This window comes from Afipia carboxidovorans OM5 (assembly GCF_000218565.1).
GTDB classification, from domain to species: domain Bacteria; phylum Pseudomonadota; class Alphaproteobacteria; order Rhizobiales; family Xanthobacteraceae; genus Afipia; species Afipia carboxidovorans.
The window spans coordinates 1,595,980-1,614,770 of the sequence record NC_015684.1; the positions used below are offsets into that span (position 1 = coordinate 1,595,980).

At 64.1% G+C, this 18,791-nt stretch carries 14 protein-coding genes and 1 pseudogene; 14 read left to right on the forward strand and 1 reads right to left on the reverse strand.

Going from position 1 to position 18,791, the window contains the following annotated elements:
* The first annotated feature begins 7 nt into the window (after positions 1-7).
* From OCA5_RS07470 to OCA5_RS18725, 14 genes and pseudogenes are all read left to right on the forward strand, one after another.
* Positions 8-400 carry a hypothetical protein gene (locus OCA5_RS07470; protein ID WP_012563720.1) on the forward strand — a complete coding sequence of 131 codons (393 nt, stop codon included), beginning with the start codon at positions 8-10 and terminating at the stop codon, positions 398-400.
* Between the two features lies 1 nt (position 401).
* The gene (locus OCA5_RS07475) at positions 402-653 is read left to right on the forward strand and encodes a hypothetical protein (protein WP_012563719.1); all 252 of its coding nucleotides are present in this window, start codon (positions 402-404) and stop codon (positions 651-653) included.
* A 158-nt stretch (positions 654-811) separates the two neighbouring features.
* Positions 812-1,117, forward strand: coding sequence for a PilZ domain-containing protein (locus OCA5_RS07480; RefSeq protein WP_012563718.1), 306 nt, complete (start codon positions 812-814; stop codon positions 1,115-1,117).
* 148 nt (positions 1,118-1,265) lie between these two features.
* Positions 1,266-1,940 (forward strand): response regulator transcription factor, encoded by a 675-nt coding sequence (locus tag OCA5_RS07485; RefSeq protein WP_012563717.1) that lies wholly within the window; start codon positions 1,266-1,268, stop codon positions 1,938-1,940.
* Complete coding sequence (locus tag OCA5_RS07490) at positions 1,930-3,312, forward strand: sensor histidine kinase (RefSeq protein ID WP_012563716.1); 1,383 nt, start codon at positions 1,930-1,932, stop codon at positions 3,310-3,312. Before OCA5_RS07485 ends, OCA5_RS07490 begins: the two co-directional genes overlap by 11 nt.
* Before the next feature lie 128 nt (positions 3,313-3,440).
* On the forward strand, positions 3,441-4,823 hold the full coding sequence (locus OCA5_RS07495; protein ID WP_012563715.1) for a hypothetical protein: 1,383 nt from the start codon (positions 3,441-3,443) through the stop codon (positions 4,821-4,823).
* 110 nt (positions 4,824-4,933) lie between these two features.
* Positions 4,934-6,034, forward strand: coding sequence for a c-type cytochrome biogenesis protein CcmI (ccmI, locus tag OCA5_RS07500; RefSeq protein WP_012563714.1), 1,101 nt, complete (start codon positions 4,934-4,936; stop codon positions 6,032-6,034).
* A 59-nt stretch (positions 6,035-6,093) separates the two neighbouring features.
* Positions 6,094-6,588: a cytochrome c maturation protein CcmE gene (ccmE, locus tag OCA5_RS07505; RefSeq protein ID WP_013913013.1), complete on the forward strand. Its 495-nt coding sequence runs from the start codon at positions 6,094-6,096 to the stop codon at positions 6,586-6,588.
* Positions 6,585-8,570, forward strand: a complete 1,986-nt coding sequence (locus OCA5_RS07510) for a heme lyase CcmF/NrfE family subunit (protein WP_012563712.1) — start codon at positions 6,585-6,587, stop codon at positions 8,568-8,570. Before ccmE ends, OCA5_RS07510 begins: the two co-directional genes overlap by 4 nt.
* 82 nt (positions 8,571-8,652) lie before the next feature.
* On the forward strand, positions 8,653-9,219 hold the full coding sequence (locus OCA5_RS07515; RefSeq protein ID WP_012563711.1) for a cytochrome c-type biogenesis protein: 567 nt from the start codon (positions 8,653-8,655) through the stop codon (positions 9,217-9,219).
* Between the two features lie 162 nt (positions 9,220-9,381).
* Positions 9,382-10,968, forward strand: coding sequence for a Do family serine endopeptidase (locus OCA5_RS07520; protein WP_012563710.1), 1,587 nt, complete (start codon positions 9,382-9,384; stop codon positions 10,966-10,968).
* A 140-nt stretch (positions 10,969-11,108) separates the two neighbouring features.
* Positions 11,109-11,828, forward strand: a complete 720-nt coding sequence (locus OCA5_RS07525; protein WP_041559586.1) for a response regulator transcription factor — start codon at positions 11,109-11,111, stop codon at positions 11,826-11,828.
* On the forward strand, positions 11,812-13,221 hold the full coding sequence (locus OCA5_RS07530) for a sensor histidine kinase (RefSeq protein ID WP_012563708.1): 1,410 nt from the start codon (positions 11,812-11,814) through the stop codon (positions 13,219-13,221). The genes OCA5_RS07525 and OCA5_RS07530 overlap by 17 nt, the downstream gene beginning before the upstream one ends.
* Positions 13,218-16,115: pseudogene (locus tag OCA5_RS18725) on the forward strand (bifunctional [glutamine synthetase] adenylyltransferase/[glutamine synthetase]-adenylyl-L-tyrosine phosphorylase); the annotation flags it as partial. The gene OCA5_RS07530 and the pseudogene OCA5_RS18725, both read left to right, overlap by 4 nt.
* Here the strand turns inward: OCA5_RS18725 and OCA5_RS07535 are convergent.
* Positions 16,036-18,471, reverse strand: a complete 2,436-nt coding sequence (locus OCA5_RS07535) for a PAS domain-containing sensor histidine kinase (RefSeq protein ID WP_013913014.1) — start codon at positions 18,469-18,471, stop codon at positions 16,036-16,038. The pseudogene OCA5_RS18725 and the gene OCA5_RS07535 sit on opposite strands and share 80 nt — an antisense overlap.
* Positions 18,472-18,791 lie beyond the last annotated feature (320 nt).

Genomic DNA, 18,791 nt, shown 5'->3' on the forward strand with positions numbered 1-18,791 from the left:
AGGTTTCATGAGAAAAATTTATATCGCAGCGATGATGATGGCTGGCCTCATGCTGGCCGGCTGTCAGACCACACCGCCGATGCTCAATATCTCGAATGCGGTGGCGCTCAACACCGTCTACGGCATCGAGAATGCCTATGGCATCGCGGTCAACGCGGCCAATACCTACAAGGCGCTGCCGTTGTGCAAGACCGGCACGAGGCCGAGCGCCACCAACATCTGCGCCAGACGCTCGGTGATCGTGAACCTGCAGGCTGCGATGCGGCGAGCGCGGATCGCGGTGAACAATCTCGTCGCATTCCAGCGGGCGTATCCGACGCTCGACATCTCCAATTTCGTTGCGGCGGCGCAGACGGCGCTTGCCGACGTTCAGGCTGTTCTTGCATCGGGAGCGAACTGACATGGTGACTATCGCTGAGATCGAAGCCGGCATCGCGATCGCGGAAGCGATCGTGACAGCCATCGTGAAAGCCGCGCCTGCGATCGAGCGCGGCGTTGTGTCGTCTCTGCCTTATGTGCAGGCGATTGCCGGCCTCCTGCAGGGCACGAACGCGACGCCGGAGGAGATCGATGCGGTGCTTGCGCGCATCAACGCCGCGACTGATGAGTTCTTGACGCCGCTGCCGCCGGATGACGGTTCGACTACGACATGAGGCATATCGTCTTCAAGGAAGAAGTATCCTAATACTACCTTCTCTGAGGCATCACGCCGCTGTGAGAGGCAAAACCGCCAGCGTAAGGAATAGCTTAAGTGATTATTTAAAGTTCTTTTCTAACGATCAACCATTGCGATGATTGTTGGTAATTTGAGATGGAGCAGAAGCGTAAAAGCAGCCGGATCCAGTTCGGCAAAGGTTTTGCGATGAAGATCATCGCGATCGACGGCTCCTGGTACCGGGCTTGTGAAATCCTCGACGTTTCCGAGGACGGAGCGCTGCTTCAGTTTCAGGATTCTCTCGGTGGTCTCGTCCTCGACGAATTTTTCCTGATGCTGTCCTCGACCGGAGTGGCCTTCCGCCGCTGCCGCCTTGCGTGGATCAACGGCAGCCAGATGGGCGTCCATTTCATCAAGTCCAACGAGCGCGCCTCGTCCAAGGCGAGCAGTCACGCGATCTGAGCGAGCGGCCTGGCGGCTTCTCGGCCAGGGTGACGATCCTGACCGAAATGTAAGGTTGGCCGGCCTTGCCGGGCGCTCGACATTCATTTGCCATTCACCCGTGCGCGGTTCATCTTGAGCGCATCAGTTCAGGATGTTGGAGCCTGCCTTGCGCCTTCTCGTTGTCGAAGATGATCCCGATCTCAACCGCCAGCTCACCACGGCCTTGAGCGATGCGGGCTATGTCGTCGACCGCGCGTTCGATGGCGAGGAAGGCCATTTCCTCGGCGACAACGAGCCTTATGATGCGGTCGTGCTCGACATCGGGTTGCCGAAGATGGACGGAATCTCGGTGCTGGAATCCTGGCGGCGCAACAAGCGGATCATGCCCGTCCTCATTCTGACGGCGCGCGACCGCTGGAGCGACAAGGTGCAGGGCTTCGATGCCGGTGCCGACGATTACGTCGCAAAGCCTTTCCACCTCGAAGAAGTGCTGGCGCGGATTCGCGCGCTGCTGCGCCGCTCGACCGGCCATGCCCAAAGCGAACTGACCTGCGGCTCCGTCGTGCTCGACACGCGCACCGGCCGCGTCACGGTCGATGGCAATCCGATCAAGATGACGTCGCACGAGTACCGGCTGCTGGCGTATCTCATGCATCATGCCGGCCGCGTGGTGTCCCGCACCGAGCTCGTCGAACATCTTTACGATCAGGATTTCGACCGCGACTCGAACACCATCGAAGTGTTTGTCGGCCGCATCCGCAAGAAACTTGGCGTCGAAATCATCCAGACCGTGCGCGGCCTCGGCTATCTGCTGGCGCCGCCGTCACCCGATGCGCGCTAATTCGCTCGCCACACGCCTGTTCCTGTCGGCGACGGTGTGGGTCGTCCTCATTCTCACCGTTACCGGCTTTGCGCTGTCCTCCCTTTATAAGCACTCGGTCGAGCGCGCCTTCGATCGCCGACTCAATCTTTATCTGCGGACGCTGATCGCAGAAGTCGGTTCGCCCGACGATCAAAAGAATCCCGAGAAGAGCATCCCCGCGCTCGGCGAGCCGCTGTTTGAGTTGCCGCTGTCGGGTTGGTACTGGCAGATCGAAAGCGTCGATCCCTCGAAGCAGGATGCACGCGCGTCGCGTTCGCTGTGGGATGCGACGCTGCCGCAACTCGACGAGAAAATTCCCTTGTCTCCCTTGGGTGTCCGGCTCGGCTATGTGAAGGGTCCGGAGGACCAGAACCTGCGCGTGGTGGAGCGGCCGATCGATCTCGGCAGCGAGGGCACTTATCTTGTCACCGTCGCGGGCGATGCCGGCGAGATTTTTGCCGAAACGCGGCTGTTTGATTGGTATCTCGGCAGCACGTTCGTGGCGCTCACCGTCGTTCTTCTGCTGACGACGCTGTTTCAGGTGCGTTTCGGCCTTGCTCCGCTGAAACGCATTTCCAATTCACTCGCCGATATCCGCTCCGGCAAGGCCGAGCGGCTTGAGGGCCGTTTCCCCGTCGAGATCGCGCCGCTCGCGCGCGAGACCAACGCGCTGCTCGATGCCAACCGCGCCATCGTCGAGCGGGCCCGCACCCATGTCGGCAATCTTGCGCATGCGCTGAAGACGCCGCTGTCGGTCATCATCAACGAAGCCAACACCCGCCACGCCGACCCGTTCGCAGGCAAAATCCTGGAGCAGGGGGCGATCATGCGCAATCAGGTCGCCCATCATCTGGAACGGGCGCGGATCGCGGCGCGCCTGACGGTTGTTGCGACCGTCACCGACATCGAGCCGGTGTTGGACGCTCTGGTGCGGACCATGGAGAAAATCCACCGCGACCGCGGCATCGTGCTCGACTGGGAGGCGCCGGAGGGCGCAAAATTTCGCGGTGAGCGGCAGGACCTCGAGGAGATGGTCGGCAACCTCGTCGACAACGCCTGCAAATGGGCGACCCACAAGGTGCGGATTGCCGTCTCGGTCGTTCCGCCGCAGCCCGGCGAACTCAATCCGATGCTGAAAATCGTCGTCGACGACGATGGCCGGGGCCTGTCGGCGACCGAGCGGGGGCAGGCGGCCCGGCGTGGCCAGCGACTCGATGAATCGAAGCCCGGCTCGGGCCTCGGGCTCGCGATTGTTGTCGATCTGGCAGGGCTTTACGGGGGGAGCTTAAAGCTCGATGACGCTCCCATCGGTGGGCTCCGGGCTGAACTAACCCTGCCGGCGGTTTCCTGAGCGGCTAACGCCTTGACGAACCTCGCCTCAAGGGGCGTCGGCCGGCCCATTCCTAACGCGATATTAACGACGTTCGGGTTAGCTCAGGCGAGAGAACCGTCCGCATTCGCGGCTGGCAGTGTTTATTTATGGGCCCCTCGTCACTCGATCGCCTGAGAGAGTTTCTCGCACAGCTCCCGCCCAAATCGCAGGCGCTGTTGATGCGGGAGTTCGAACGCGCCATCGAGAATGGCGGAGCCGACGCTGCGATTGCCAATATCGTTCTCGCCGAACTGCGCAAGATCGTGCGCGCTTCCGATGATGCGACGCCCCGCACCGATGACCCCGCACGGCTGATGTTCGAGCCGGTCGAGCCGTTTCTGATCGAAGGCTCGGGCGCGGTGCGGCCGGGGCAGGTCCGCCGCTCGTCGCTGATGCCGGTCTGGATGTGGCTGTCGCGTGAGGGTGCGCAGGATGCCGTCCGCACCTATGAAGCGGAGTTGAAGAACCCGCAGTTGAGCGCCGCCGAGGTCGGCCGGGTGGTTCGTCAGGTGCAATTGGCTGCCGCACAGGCGATCGAGGCGGCCGCGAACGGCACCGACCGTCGTGGTTTCAACCGGATCGGGACGCCTGCCGCCGTGGAGGACATTCCGGCGATCGGCGCAGTCCTCAGGGTTCGCGAGTCCCTCGAGATCTTCGGTGCACGCCTGCCGGGCCAGATCCGCGCCTTCACCGAGACGCATATCTCTGCCGTCACCGCGGCGATGAACATTCCCTCCCTGCAAACGCCACAGGCGCTGCCGTTCGCATTGTCGATCGTGATGCAGCGGCTGATGTCACCCTGGCAGATCATCCGGCTCGCCATTTCTGTTGCGGCGTCCGATGACGAGGTGCGCGTTGCTGGTACGCCGTACGGCATGGCCGTCACCATGGCGATCCACGATCTCTCCCGTCTTGTCGGGGAACTGCGCAACGACGTACGCCGCGGCAAGTTCGACGACACCGCCAACATCATGAAGGTGCTGCACGACGGTTTGCGTGGATTGCGCACCGAACTCGATATTCGCTCGGATTCGACCTGGGGCCGCCAACTGTCGTCGATGCGTGCCGAAATCTCCAACGCGTTGCAGTCGGAAATCGGCAGCGTGCCGGGCCGTGTCCGCCGTCTGCTGCGTCAGCGGCCGGACAAGGACATCACCGCGAACAGCCGCGTCGACGAGATGGAAGTCACGGAAACCGCGGCTTTCATCGATTTCGTCGCTACATGCCGCAACTATGCGGGCGAGCTTGCGATCAACGAGGTGACGCGGCGCACCTACAGCGATCTGCAGCAATATATCGAGAAGGCGACGGAAGCGCTGGTGGAGACGCTGCGTGCCAGCGACGCCCGGACGCGGCCGTTCCGTTACGCGCAGGCGCAGGCCGCGATCCGCTTCTGCGAAGTGATGTTCGGGCCGGATTATGCCTCGCTGATGAACAAGGCGGTCGAGGTCGCCAAGTCCGGTGAGCGCAAAAAGTCCCGCGCGACCTGATCTGTCGCAAGGTTTCCGCGAAATAGTTATTTGCAAGCCAGCCCGCGCATGGTGTAACCCCGCCGCGTCTTGAAGTTTCGCGGGTTTTCCCGCTGCGTCTGGAAGCTGCAATGTCGCTCTGGTTCTTGCTCGCGTTGATGACGGCTGCGGCGGTCTTCGCGGTGCTATGGCCCCTCGGGCGGCGTGTCAGCCGCGCCCCGCAGGCAAGCGAGGCCGTTGTTTATCAGGATCAGCTTGCTGAGGTGACGCGCGACGCGGAGGCCGGATTGATCGGCCCGGTCGAGGCGGAAGCCGCGCGGGTTGAAATCAGCCGCCGTCTGCTCGCCGCAACGGATCACGCGGCGCAGGCGGCACCGACGGCGAGTCGCTTCTCGCGCCGCGCCGTCTCGATCGTGGCGCTGATCGGCGTGCCGTTGCTCGCGATCGGCCTTTATCTGCAGGTCGGCTCGCCCTCGCTTCCCGATTTTCCGCTCGCCGCCCGTAAACAGACCCCGCAGAACGCCTCGCTCGAGAGTCTCGTGGCGCAGGTTCAGGGCATTCTGGAAAAGAACCCGACAGATGGTCGCGGCTGGAATGTGCTGGCGCCGGTGCTGTTCAAGCTCGGCCGCTTCAACGAGGCCGTGCAGGCTTATCGCAATTCGCTCACCTATAACGGCGAGACCGCCGGCCGCCATTCCGATCTCGGCGAGGCGATGACGGCGGTGGCCAACGGCGTGGTGACGGCGGAGGCCAAGGCCGAGTTTGACCGCGCGCTCGCGCTCGATCCGAACGAGGCGAAGGCACGGTATTTCACCGGGCTTGCGCTGGAACAGGACGGGCAGGGCGCCAAGGCCGCCGATATCTGGCGCGACATGCTGGCCAAGGCTCCGGCCGATGCGACATGGCGTCCGCTCGTGCAGGAAGCGTTGGCGCGGGTTTCCGGCCCCCGGGCTCCGGCCTTGTCCAACGAGCAGATGGCGGCTGTGCAGGGAATGGCCGCGGGCGACCAGAAAGCCCTGATCGAGGGCATGGTGGAACGCCTCGCGGGCCGTCTCAAAACGAACAAGGATGACGTCGAAGGATGGCTGCGGCTGGTCCGGGCCTATATGGTGCTCGGCGACAAGGACAAGGCGCAGGCGGCACGCGAGGAGGCGCGGCAGGCGCTGACCGGCACGCCGGAACATTTGCGCCAGCTCAATGACGGCCTGAAGGGGCTGGGGTTAGACGGGTAAAAAACAGCGCCGCCGGAAGGGTTTAGGACCTTGGGCGGACGTTGTGGGTGAAGGAAGCTATGACGCGCAAACAACGGCGGCTGACGATGATTGCAGGCGCGCTCGCCGTGCTGGGAATCGCCGCCGCGCTGGTCCTCAACGCCATGCGCAGTTCCATCATGTTCTTCACGACGCCGGGCAAGATCGCCGAGCAGCAGATCGCCCCCGGCACGCGCTTCCGCCTCGGTGGCCTGGTCGAGCAGGGCTCACTCGTTCGCGGCGATCAATTGAAGGTCCGTTTCGAAGTGACCGACGGCAACGCAAAGGTGCCGGTGGCCTATCAGGGCATCCTGCCGGATCTGTTTCGCGAGGGGCAGGGCGTGATCTCCGAAGGCGCGCTCGATACGAGTGGCATCTTCCATGCCGACACCGTGCTCGCCAAGCACGACGAGACCTACATGCCGAAGGCGGTGGCCGACGAACTGAAGAAGGACGGCCACTGGAAGGACGACTATCTCAAGAAGGGTGACTACGGCAAAACCTCTGCCGCCGATACGCCCGGGACGGTGAGATGATCGTCGAAGGCGGCCATTATGCGCTGGTGCTGGCGCTCGCCCTTGCACTGATCCAGTCGGTGGTGCCGCTGATCGGCGCCCGCATCAACGATCCTGCGCTGATGAACGTGTCGCGCTCCACCGCGCTCGCACAGTTCGCGTTCGTGCTGATCTCGTTCGTTGCGCTGATCTCGCTGCATGTTCTGTCGGATTTCTCCGTCGCCAACGTCTACGAGAATTCGCACTCGCTGAAGCCGCTGATCTACAAGATCACCGGCGTCTGGGGAAATCATGAAGGCTCGATGCTTTTGTGGGTGTTCATCCTCGCGTTGTTCGGCGCGATGGTCGCACTGTTCGGCGTCAACCTGCCGCCCTCGCTGCGCGCGCATGTGCTCGCGGTGCAGGGATGGATCGCGACCGCGTTCTATCTTTTCATCCTGCTGACCTCGAATCCGTTCCTGCGGATCGCACGTCCGCCGATCGAGGGCCGCGACCTCAATCCCGTGCTGCAGGACCCCGGCCTCGCGCTGCATCCGCCGATGCTTTATCTCGGCTATGTCGGGTTTTCGATTTCTTTTTCCTTCGCTATCGCCGCCCTGATCGAGGGTCGCATCGATGCCGCCTGGGCGCGCTGGGTGCGGCCGTGGACGCTGATGGCGTGGATCTTCCTCACCCTCGGTATCGCGATGGGCTCCTACTGGGCCTATTACGAACTTGGCTGGGGCGGCTGGTGGTTCTGGGACCCGGTCGAGAACGCGTCCCTGATGCCGTGGCTCGCCGGCACCGCGCTGCTGCACTCCGCGGTGGTGATGGAAAAGCGCGAGGCGCTGAAAATCTGGACCGTGCTGCTTGCGATCCTCACCTTCTCGCTGTCGCTCCTCGGCACATTTCTCGTGCGCTCGGGCGTGCTCACCTCGGTCCATGCGTTTGCGACCGATCCCACCCGCGGCGTCTTCATCCTCATTATCCTTTGCGTCTTCATCGGCGGCAGCCTGACGTTCTATGCGTGGCGCGCGGCCTCGCTGAAGCAGGGCGGGCTGTTCGCGCCGATCTCGCGTGAAGGCGCGCTCGTCCTCAACAATCTGTTGCTGACGACGGCCTGCGCCACCGTGTTCGTCGGAACACTGTATCCGCTGGCGCTCGAGGTGTTGACCGGCGCCAAGATTTCCGTCGGCGCGCCGTTCTTCAATCTCACCTTTGCGCCGCTGTTCGTGCCGCTTCTTGTCGCCGTGCCGTTCGGCCCATTGCTCGCCTGGAAGCGCGGCGATCTTCCGGGCGCGATGCAGCGTCTGATGATGGCGGGCGTCGTTTCTCTTGTGACCATTGCCATCGTCTGGGCATGGCAGAGCGGCGGGGCTGCGCTCGCGCCGTTCGCGATCGGGCTTGCGGTGTTCGTGGTGCTCGGCGCGATCGTCGACATCGCGGAGCGCGTGAAGCTGTTTCAGGCGTCGTTCAACACCTCATGGCACCGCGCCAAGGGCCTGCCGCGTTCCGCGTGGGGCACGGCGTTCGCGCATGCGGGCCTTGGCATCGCGCTGATCGGCATCGTCTGCGAGTCGACATGGAACATCGAGCACATCGCAACGATGCGCCCGAACGACACCGCGCAGCTCGGCGCCTACAGCGTGACGTTCAACGGTTTGAGAGCGCAGCAGGGTCCGAACTATCGCGAGGATATCGCAGCGTTCACTATCCGCAGCGATGACCGCGTGGTCGGCACCATGACGCCCTCGAAGCGCAATTTCTCAACCCGCGGCATGGCGACGAGCGAGGCGGCGCTGCTGACGCGTGGCGCGAGCCAGCTCTATATCTCGCTCGGCGCGGCGGAGGCCGATGGCTCGATCACCGCGCGGATCTACTACAAGCCGCTGGTGCTGCTGATCTGGTTCGGTCCGATCCTGATGGCGTTCGGCGGCATGCTGTCGCTGTCCGATCGCCGCCTGCGCGTCGGCGCGCCGAAGCCCGCGCGCGCCAAGCTCGGCGTTCCGCAGCCTGCGGAGTAGGACGATGGTGGGCGTTCGGCCGACAAGTTTTTGCGCGGGGCGATCCTCCGCCTTCATCTCTCCCCGTTGGGGAGAGGTCGTCATGCGTAAAACCCCTCACCCCAACCCTCTCCCCGCAAGCGGGGCGAGGGGGCGCATTGCGTTTGTCGCGCGAGCGTTGGCTCACTGGATCGCCATTCTGTTCGTCGCTGTGACGATCTTCCTGCCGTCTGCCGCTTTCGCCGTGCAGCCCGATGAAGTGATGCGCGATCCCGCCAAGGAATCGCGGGCGCGGGCGTTGTCGCGCGAATTGCGCTGCATGGTCTGCCAGAACCAGTCGATCGACGATTCCGAAGCACCGCTCGCACGCGATCTGCGCCTGCTCGTGCGCGAGCGCATCGCGGCCGGCGACAACGACAAACAGGTGCTCGACTATCTCGTCACGCGCTATGGCGAGTTCGTTCTCTTGAAGCCGCCGGTGGAAGGGCAGACGCTCATCCTGTGGCTGCTCACGCCGGCCGTTCTCATTGGCGGCGGCCTAGGGCTGTGGCTCTACAATCGCCGCCGGTGGGCATCCCGCCCCGAAGACGTGACGGCGTTGACGCCGGAGGAAACCGCACGGCTGGAAAAGCTGATGGCGGACATTCCCGACTCTCAGGCAAAGACCTGATCCGTGCCCTGCACCGGGCGCCCTGCGGCATCTGTCCGCAGCCGAAAACGGCGTTGATTACCAAACCTTAATCCCCCCGACAGCGCGCCGTAAGGGCGCATCCCCCATCTTCACTCCGAAGGCGCACCCGCGCTGCCCGATTCTGCTTCCCCGGAGTGACCCATGACCCATCCTTCAGAGACCAATCCCGCCGATACGTCTTCTTCCAATTCCAATCCCTCCACTGCGCCGCGCTGCGGCCTGTTCTCCGCGCGCCGGTTTGCCCTGATGGCCTCGGTCGTCGCCGGCCTCGGTGCTGCCGCCTATGGGCTCGCGCCGTCGGCGCCTCCGTCTTTCGTCAGCGCCGCTCATGCGCAGGTGAACAAGGACGTGCGCCAGGTCGAGCGTCCGATCGGCTTTGCCGACATCGTCGAGCGCGTGAAACCCTCGGTGATCTCCGTGCGCGTCAAGATCGAGGAAAAGCAGTCGGCCAACGAGGACGATCTGCCGTTCCCGCCGGGCTCTCCGATGGAGCGTTTCTTCCGTCGCTTCGGCGGACCGGATGGCTTCCCGGGCGGCCGTGGTCCGCGCGGGCGCGGTCATCTGACGACCGGACAGGGCTCCGGCTTCTTCATTTCGGCTGACGGCTATGCCGTGACCAACAATCACGTCGTCGATGGCGCCGAGCAGGTCGAAGTCACGACCGATGACGGCAAGACCTACAAGGCGAAGGTGATCGGTTCCGACAAGCGCACCGACCTCGCGCTTATCAAGGTCGAGGGCGGCAGCGACTTCCCGTTCGCGAAACTCTCCGATAGCGAGCCGCGCATCGGCGACTGGGTGCTTGCGGTCGGCAATCCGTTCGGCCTCGGTGGCACTGTGACGTCGGGCATCATCTCGGCGCGTGGCCGCGACATCGGTAATGGCCCGTATGACGACTTCATTCAGATCGACGCCGCGGTGAACAAGGGCAACTCCGGTGGCCCGGCGTTCAACACCGCGGGCGAGGTGATCGGCGTCAACACCGCGATCTATTCGCCGTCCGGCGGCAGCGTCGGCATCGCGTTCTCGATCCCGTCCGCGACCGTGAAGAACGTGGTGGCGCAGCTCAAGGACAAGGGCAGCGTCAGCCGCGGCTGGATCGGCGTGCAGATTCAGCCGGTGACGCCGGAGATCGCCGATAGCCTCGGCCTGAAGAAGCCGGAAGGCGCGCTGGTGGCTGAGCCGCAGGCGAATGGTCCGGCGGCGAAGGCCGGCATTGAATCGGGCGACGTCATCAACAAGGTGAACGATCAGCCGGTGAAGGACGCGCGCGAACTCGCCCGCACCATCGGCGGTCTCGCACCGGGTGCCTCGATCAAGCTTGGCGTGCTGCACAAGGGCGCCGAGAAGACCGTGACGCTGACGCTCGGCGAGTTGCCGAACAACGTCTCGCCGAAATCGTTCAACCCCGAGAGCAGGAGCGAGAGACCCGGCCAGGGCGCGGACGTGCCTAACCTCGGCCTTACCGTTGCGCCGGCGCGTTCGGTTGCGGGCGCGGGCAGGGAAGGTGTCGTCATCACCTCCGTCGATCCGGGCGGAGCATCGGCCGAGCGCGGCCTGAAGGAAGGCGACGTTATTCTCGAGGTTGCGGGGAAGTCGGTGGCAACTGCGGGCGATATTCGCAGCGCGCTGACGACCGCCCGCGACGAGAACAAGAACAGCGTCTTGATCCGTATCCGCAGCGGCGATGCTTCGCGCTTTGTCGCATTGCCGGTCGGCAAGGGCTAACTAGATCGAGGCTCCTTTCGATGGATAACGCCCCCCCTCCGTCGGAAGGTTTAAGGGTGGGCGGTGAGGTTTCCCCAGCTTCGCCGCCCATCTGCTTTTCGGGGCGCCTCCATGCCTTGCAAGAAAATGGTCGTCGCGCCATGGTGACAATGAACAGTCCCGAGCCCACTTCATCGCAGATGCGCCTGCTGATTATCGAAGATGACCGCGAGTCGGCCGAATATCTCGCGAAAGCATTTCGCGAAGCCGGCCATGTCGCCGAACTCGCCCGTGATGGCGAGGAAGGGCTCGCGCTCGCGCAGTCCGGTGGTTACGACGTGCTGGTGGTGGATCGCATGCTGCCGAAGCGCGATGGCTTGTCGGTGATCGGCACGTTGCGCGAGACAGGCGATACTACGCCTGCGCTCATCCTCTCCGCGCTCGGGCAGGTCGACGACCGCATCAAGGGCCTGCGCGCCGGGGGCGACGATTACCTGCCGAAACCCTATTCATTCGCCGAACTGCTCGCGCGCGTCGAGGTGCTGTCGCGCCGCCGCGGCGGGCCGTCGGAAGAAACGAGCTATCGCGTCGGCGATCTCGAACTCGACCGGCTGTCGCATCAGGTGAAGCGCGGCGGCACTGAAATCACGCTGCAGCCGCGCGAGTTCCGGCTGCTCGAATATCTGATGAAGCATGCGGGCCAAGTGGTGACGCGCACCATGCTGCTCGAAAATGTGTGGGACTATCACTTCGATCCGCAGACCAACGTGATCGACGTCCATATCTCGCGGCTGCGCTCGAAGATCGACAAGGGGCAGGAGGTGCCGCTCCTGCATACCATTCGCGGCGCCGGGTACATGATACGTGACGGCCTTCGGTAAACTGATCCGCACCACGGCGTTTCGTCTGACGCTGGTGTACCTTTTCCTGTTTGCGCTGTTCGCCGCATCGCTGCTCGGTTATTTCGCCTGGAACACGCGGCGGATGATCACCGAGCAGATCACCGAGACCGTCAACAGCGAAGTCGTCGAACTGCAGCAACAATATACGCGCGGCGGCATTCGCGGGCTGGTGTTCGCGATTGAAAATCGCGCGATGAGCCCCGGCGCCAACGTCTATCTGCTGACGACGCCGCAAGGGCAGGCGGTCGCGGGCAATATCTCCTCGCTGCAGCCCGGCATCATGAACAACATCGGCTGGGCCGATACGTTCTACCATCGCCTCGACGAGAGTGACGCCAAGAACCATTTCGCGCTGGTGCGCGTTGCCGAACTCTCCGGCGGATTCCGTCTGCTGGTCGGGCGCGATCTCGAAGAGCGGCGGCGGCTGTTCGGCATCGTCGCCAAGGCGGCGCAGTGGTCGATCGCAATCGTGCTGCTGCTCGGGCTCGGCGGCGGTATCTTCGTCGCGCGGCGCGTTCTCCATCGTATCGACGCGATGACCGGCACCACCCAGCGCATCATGGGAGGCGATCTTACCGAGCGATTGCCGGTCGGCCGCAGCGGCGACGAGCTCGACCGCCTTGCCGAAAATCTCAATGCCATGCTCGACCGGATCGAGGCGCTGATGGCGGGGCTCAAGGAAGTCTCCGACAATATCGCCCACGATCTCAAGACGCCGCTGACGCGGCTGCGCAACCGCGCCGAGGAGGCGCTGGCCGATGGCCATGACGAGGCGTCGTATCGCGAGGCGCTGGAACGCACCATCGAGGAATCGGACGGCCTGATCCGCACCTTCAATGCGCTTCTGATGATCGCGCGGGCGGAATCCGGGCAGGCGCGCGACAACATGATCGACTTCGATGCCGCGACCGTCGCGCGCGACATTCAGGAACTCTACGAGCCGCTCGCGGACGACAACGGCCTCGCCCTCGAGGTGCAGACCGACCCCGCCGTCATTCGCGGCAATCGCGAACTCATCAGCCAGGCACTCGCCAACCTCGTCGAGAACGCGATCAAATACGGCAAGCCGTCGACGCCCGTGCCCGGCGAGAAGCCTTCGGTGCTGATCGAGGCCCGCCGCGACGCCGAGGGCGTCAAGCTCAGCGTCACCGATCACGGCGACGGTATTCCCGAAGCCGACCGCCGCCGGGCGATGGAACGGTTCGTGCGGCTTGAGGCCAGCCGGACCCTGCCGGGCTCGGGATTAGGCTTAAGTCTTGCCTCCGCGGTGGCGGTGCTTCACGGCGGCGAACTGCGGCTCGACGATGCGAGGCCCGGCGTGCGCGCGACCCTTGCCATGCCGGGGCGAGACGTGGAACAAGCGTCGGCATGACGTCAGCGCGTGCAGGCGCCACCGGCCTTCGGCCGCTGGCTGCCCGTTTTGTGACAAATCCCGAATCCTTTGCGCCCGACGAGGCGCAGCAACGGATCGCGGGTTGGCTTGCCGATCTCGCCCCGGGCGAGGCGGAGGCCTGGCGCGAGGCGATGACGACGCATCCCCGCACCGGCGCGATCGTCTCCGGCATCGCCGAATTCTCCCCCTATCTCTTCGACCTCATCCGGCTCGATCCCGTGCGTGGCCTGCGGCTGCTTGCGTGTCAGCCGGAGGAGCATATCGCCACGCTGATCGCGCAGGCGCGCCAGGAGGCTGCCTCAGCCGCCGACGAAGCCACCGTCATGGTCGCGCTGCGCAGGCTGAAGGCCGAGGCGGCGCTTTTGATCGCGCTGTGCGATATCGGCGGTGTCTGGTCGGTGGCGCAGGTCACCGCCGCGCTGACCGACGTCGCGGTGGCCGCCGTGCAATGTGCGGTGCGCTTTCTGCTGTCGCAGGAAGTCGAGCGCGGACGGCTTCTCGTCAAGGACGCCCAGCATCCGGAAGAGGGCAGCGGCCTCATCGTGCTCGCGATGGGCAAGATGGGCGCGGGCGAGCTCAACTTCTCCAGCGATATCGATCTCATCGTGTTCTACGACCCGGACAAGGGGCAGTTGTCGGAGAGCGTCGAGGCTTCGCCGTTCTTCGCGCGCCTCGCGCAGGGCATCGCGCGCATCCTCCAGCAGCGCACCGGCGATGGTTACGTCTTCCGCGTCGATCTGCGGTTACGGCCAGACCCGGCTTCGACGCCCCCGGCGGTGTCGGTCGAAGCTGCAATGAACTATTACGAGCGCGAGGGCCGCACCTGGGAGCGCGCCGCGATGATCAAGGCGCGGCCGTGCGCGGGCGATATCCCGGCTGGCGAGGCGATGCTGTCGGAGATTTCACCGTTCGTCTGGCGCAAGCATCTCGACTTCGCCGCATTGACCGATGTCCACGACATGAAGCGGCAGATGCAGAGCTTCCGTGGCCAGAGCGAGATTTCGGTCGAAGGCCACAACGTCAAGGTCGGCCGCGGCGGCATCCGCGAGATCGAGTTCTTCGCGCAGACCCAGCAATTGATCGCGGGCGGCCGTCATCCCGAATTGCGGGTGAGGCCGACGCTCAAGGCGCTCGACGTGCTCGCCGCCGATAAATGGATCACCGCGGAGGTGCGTGATGAGCTTGCCCGCGCCTACGACTTCCTGCGCCGGGTCGAGCACCGCATCCAGATGATTGCCGACGAGCAGACCCACACGTTGCCGGCGGATCGTGAGGGCATCGAGCGGTTCGCGCGCTTCTTCGGCTATGCCGACCGCGCGGCCTTTGCAGCCGATCTCTTGCGTCACCTCAACTGCGTGCAGGGGCATTACGAGCGGCTGTTCGAGGGCGACCCGACCGAGCCCGAGAAAGCGCCCGATGTCGACTATGGCGCGGGGCCGGACGATGCGCGGTTGATCGATCAATTGCGCCGCCTCGGTTTCAAGTCGCCCAAGACGGTGGCCGAGACCGTGCAGCACTGGATGGCGGGCGAATATCGTGCGCTGAAGGTGGAAGCGACGCGCGAGGCGCTGCACGAATTTTTGCCGAACCTGTTGCGTGGCCTGTCGCGCGCCGAGCATCCCGATGCCGCCGTCAATGAATTCGACCGTTTCCTGCAGGCGCTGACCCGCGGCGGACGCCTGATCTCGCTGCTCGCGCAGAACAAGGATGTGGTGGCGCTGGTGGCGCTGATCCTTGGTGCCGCGCCGCGGCTTGGCGACATGCTGGCGCGCCATCCGCAGATCATGGACGGTCTGATCGATCCGCGTTTCTTCGGCGCGATGCCGGATCGCGATGAATTGTCGGCGCGCTTGGCCGCAACGCTGGCGGATGCCGATTCCTACGAGGAGTTTCTCGACCGGCTGCGGATGTTCGGGCAGGAGAGCCTGTTCCTGATCGGCACGCGCATCCTCTCCGGCACGGTCTCCGCCCAGCAGGCGAGCACGGCGTTTGGCGACGTGGCGGAAGGCATCGTGCGCACCGTGCACGATCTCACCGCGCGGCAGTTCGTCGAGCAGCATGGCTCGATCAAGGATCAGCAGAGCGCCATTCTCGCGATGGGCAAGCTCGGCGGGCGCGAGATGACTGCGTCGTCCGACCTCGATCTGATCCTGATCTACGATTTCGATCACGATAATCCAGATTCCGACGGCAAGCGCTCGCTGCACGGCGCGCAGTATTTTGCCCGCTACACCCAGCGCCTCATCAGCGCGTTCACGACGCGCACCAATTACGGCGTGCTGTACGATATCGACATGCGGCTGCGGCCCTCGGGGCGAGCGGGGCCGGTGGCGACGCGGATCGATTCCTTCGCGGACTATCAGGACAACGAGGCGTGGACCTGGGAACACATGGCGCTGACCCGCGCTCGTGTGATCTCCGCGCAGCCTGTGTTCCAAAAGCAAATCGAAGACTTGATCGCGCGCGTGCTGATGCGCCCGCGCGACATCGACATCATCGCCAATGACGTGCTTGAGATGCGTCAGGCGGTTGCCGACGAGAAGGGCGACAGCGATATCTGGGATTTGAAGTATGCCGCGGGCGGCATCGTCGATATCGAATTCCTGGCGCAGTACCTGCAGCTCATCCACGCTGCCGAGAAACCCGGCATTCTCAACGTCAACACCATGCAGGTTTACGACAACGCGGTGAAGCTCGGCGTGCTGGCCTCATCCGATGCCGATATCCTGCGGCCGGCGGCGCGGCTCTATCAGAACCTGACGCAGGTGTTGCGGCTGTGCGTCTCGGAGACGTTCAAACCAGATACGGCTGGGGAAGATCTGCTGCGGGTGATGGCGCGGGCCGCCGACGCGCCCGACTTTTCCGCGGTCGAGGCGCGGCTTCGGGAGACGCAAGCCGAGGTGCGGGAGCTGTTTCTGAAGCTAATGCAGGCGCGTCCCTGAGAACCTCTACGGTCGCACCGTTGCTCGGCAGGATGATGCTGACCACGGTGCCGATACCGAGCCGAGAGCGCAGCTTCAGCGTGCCGCCGTGCAGATGCGCGAGCGATTTTGCAATCGCAAGACCGAGGCCGGAGCCGTGATAGCTCTTGGTGAGCTGGCTTTCGACCTGCTCGAACGGGCGGCCGAGGCGGGCGAGTGCTTCCTTCGGAATGCCGATGCCGCTGTCGGCGATCGTCACGATCACCTTGCCGCTGCGGGTGCGGCTGCGTACCAGAATGCGGCCGCCATCCGGCGTGAACTTCACCGCGTTCGACAGCAGGTTGACCATGATCTGCTTCATCGCGCGGCGATCCGCGACGATCGGGATCGCGCCGTCGATCCGCGCATCGAGCGTGAGGCTCTTGCCGTCGGCGCGGCTTGAGGCGACGCGCATGGATTCGGAAATCGTCTGCGACAGATCGAGCTCTTCCGGATCGAGCTTCATGCGCCCGGCCTCGATCTTGGACATGTCGAGCACGTCGTTGATGACTTCGAGCAGGTAATTGCCGCTCGACAGAATATCCTGACAGTATTCCTGATAGCGCTCGGAGCCGAGCGCGCCGAACATGCCGCGGCCCATCACCTCGGAGAAGCCGATGATGGCGTTGAGCGGCGTGCGCAGCTCGTGACTCATGTTGGCGAGGAATTTCGACTTGGTCTGGTTCGCTTCCTCGGCGCGGCGTTTTTCCTCGGCGTATTTCTGCGCGAGGTCGGCCAGTTCGCGCGCCTGCCGCTCAAGTGCCGTCTGCGAGCGTTTGAGATCGACGACATAAGCGGTGAGCCGCAGATCGTTGTCGACGAGGCGCTGCTCGTGATGCTTGATCTGGGTGATGTCGGTGCCGACCGACACGAAGCCACCGTCCTTGGTGCGCCGCTCGCTGATGTGCAGCCAGCTTCCGTCGTTGAGTTGCGCCTCGAAGGTCCGCGCGCCCGGCGTCGAGATATCGCTGCCCGCAACCCGTGCGCGGATTTCCGGCATGTGGCCGACGTCGATCACTGTCTCATAGGGTGTGCCGGCGACCACCGCCGAATCCGGCAGCTTGTGCAGGCGCTGGAAGTGCGAGTTGCACAGCACCAGGCGGTTTTCCGAATCCCACAGCACGAACGCTTCCGGAATGGTCTCGATCGCGTCGCGGAGCCGCAGGTCGGCCTCGATCTTGCGTTCCGCGAGGCACTTCTGCTCGGTGATGTCGAGCGCGATGCCGATCAGGTGGCTGCCGTTGGCACCGGTCTCGGCGAGTTCGCAGCGCACGCACAGCCAGATCCAGTGGCCGTTGGTGTGGCGCATGCGGAAGGTCTGATCGATGTGGTCGATCTCGCTCGACAGAAGCTTGTCCGCGATCGCCATCAGGTCGATGTCTTCGGAATGCACCAGCGCATTGACCTCGCCGAAAGCGAGCAGGTCGTTGCGACCGTCGAGCCCCAGCATGGTGAACATCGACTGCGACCAGAAGATGCGCCCGCGCGAAAGGTCCCAGTCCCACAGGCCGCAGCGGCCGCGATTGAGCGCGGTGTCGATGCGTCCGCGCACGGCGTCGTTGATGAGGTCGCTTTCGCGTGCGCGGCTCGATTGCCAGTGGAAGGCGAAGCCGAGGATCAACACCACGAAGCCGGTGGTCGCCGACAGCGTAATCAAGAGCGTCGTATCGGAGCGCCATGAGGCGGCGTTCTGGTCCTGCACCACGATAACGCGGCCCTGTGTGGAGAGCGCGCGTTCGGCCGCCATCACCTTGCGGCCATCCTGCAGTGTCAGTTCCATCGCGGCATTCGGGTTTGCGCTCAGCGCCTGAAGCTGGGCGGGCAGCAGGTTGTCGAGGATCGCGTCGCTCTTGCCGTCGAGCGCGAGTTGCACGTTCGCGCGGTCGAGTCCGCTGACGACGATGGTGCGGCCGGAGGCGTTGGCCCATGGCGGCACCATGCCGGGCAGCGCAGCGAGAAGGCGGTCGGCGGAGAGCGTGCTGTCGGGGCGGCGCGCGGCGAAGCGTTCGATCCGCTCGGTGACGAGGTCCGCAAGCGAGGCGATCTCGCGCGTCACCGCATTATGCTTCTGCCGGTTCTGATCGAGCACCTGCACGCAGGCGCCGATCAGGATGGTGGCCAGGAAAGCGATGATGAGGGTGGGGACTGCGCGTCGAAGAAGCGGCTCGACGATGAGAAGGCGGTTATACGCCGGTTGGGCGATCGATTGCGCCAACCCCTTGATGGAATCGGATTGAACGCACGATTCTGCCGCGTGCACGCGCGCCATATACAGCCCCCGGATTTTTCCGCTGTCCCCCCTCCGAAAGCCGACACGCTACATGCTCTCGAATCGTGTCTCGATTTGAATCCAGTTTTTCGACTCTGTCGAGAGTCAACGAATCCTTAATCGAAAATAATTTTATCCAACGCTTCTTTTTGATCGCGACCTGAGTCCGAACCGAGAACGCCCTGGTAGGGCGCTTTATTTCGCACGCCATATCTATCCGCGCGCGTTAACCCTCGTGCGCATGGTGATGATGGATCGTATCCGCGCGACGAATCGTTTGCGCGCTCACGCACGCCGCCGCGGCCTGACATTGTCCCGGA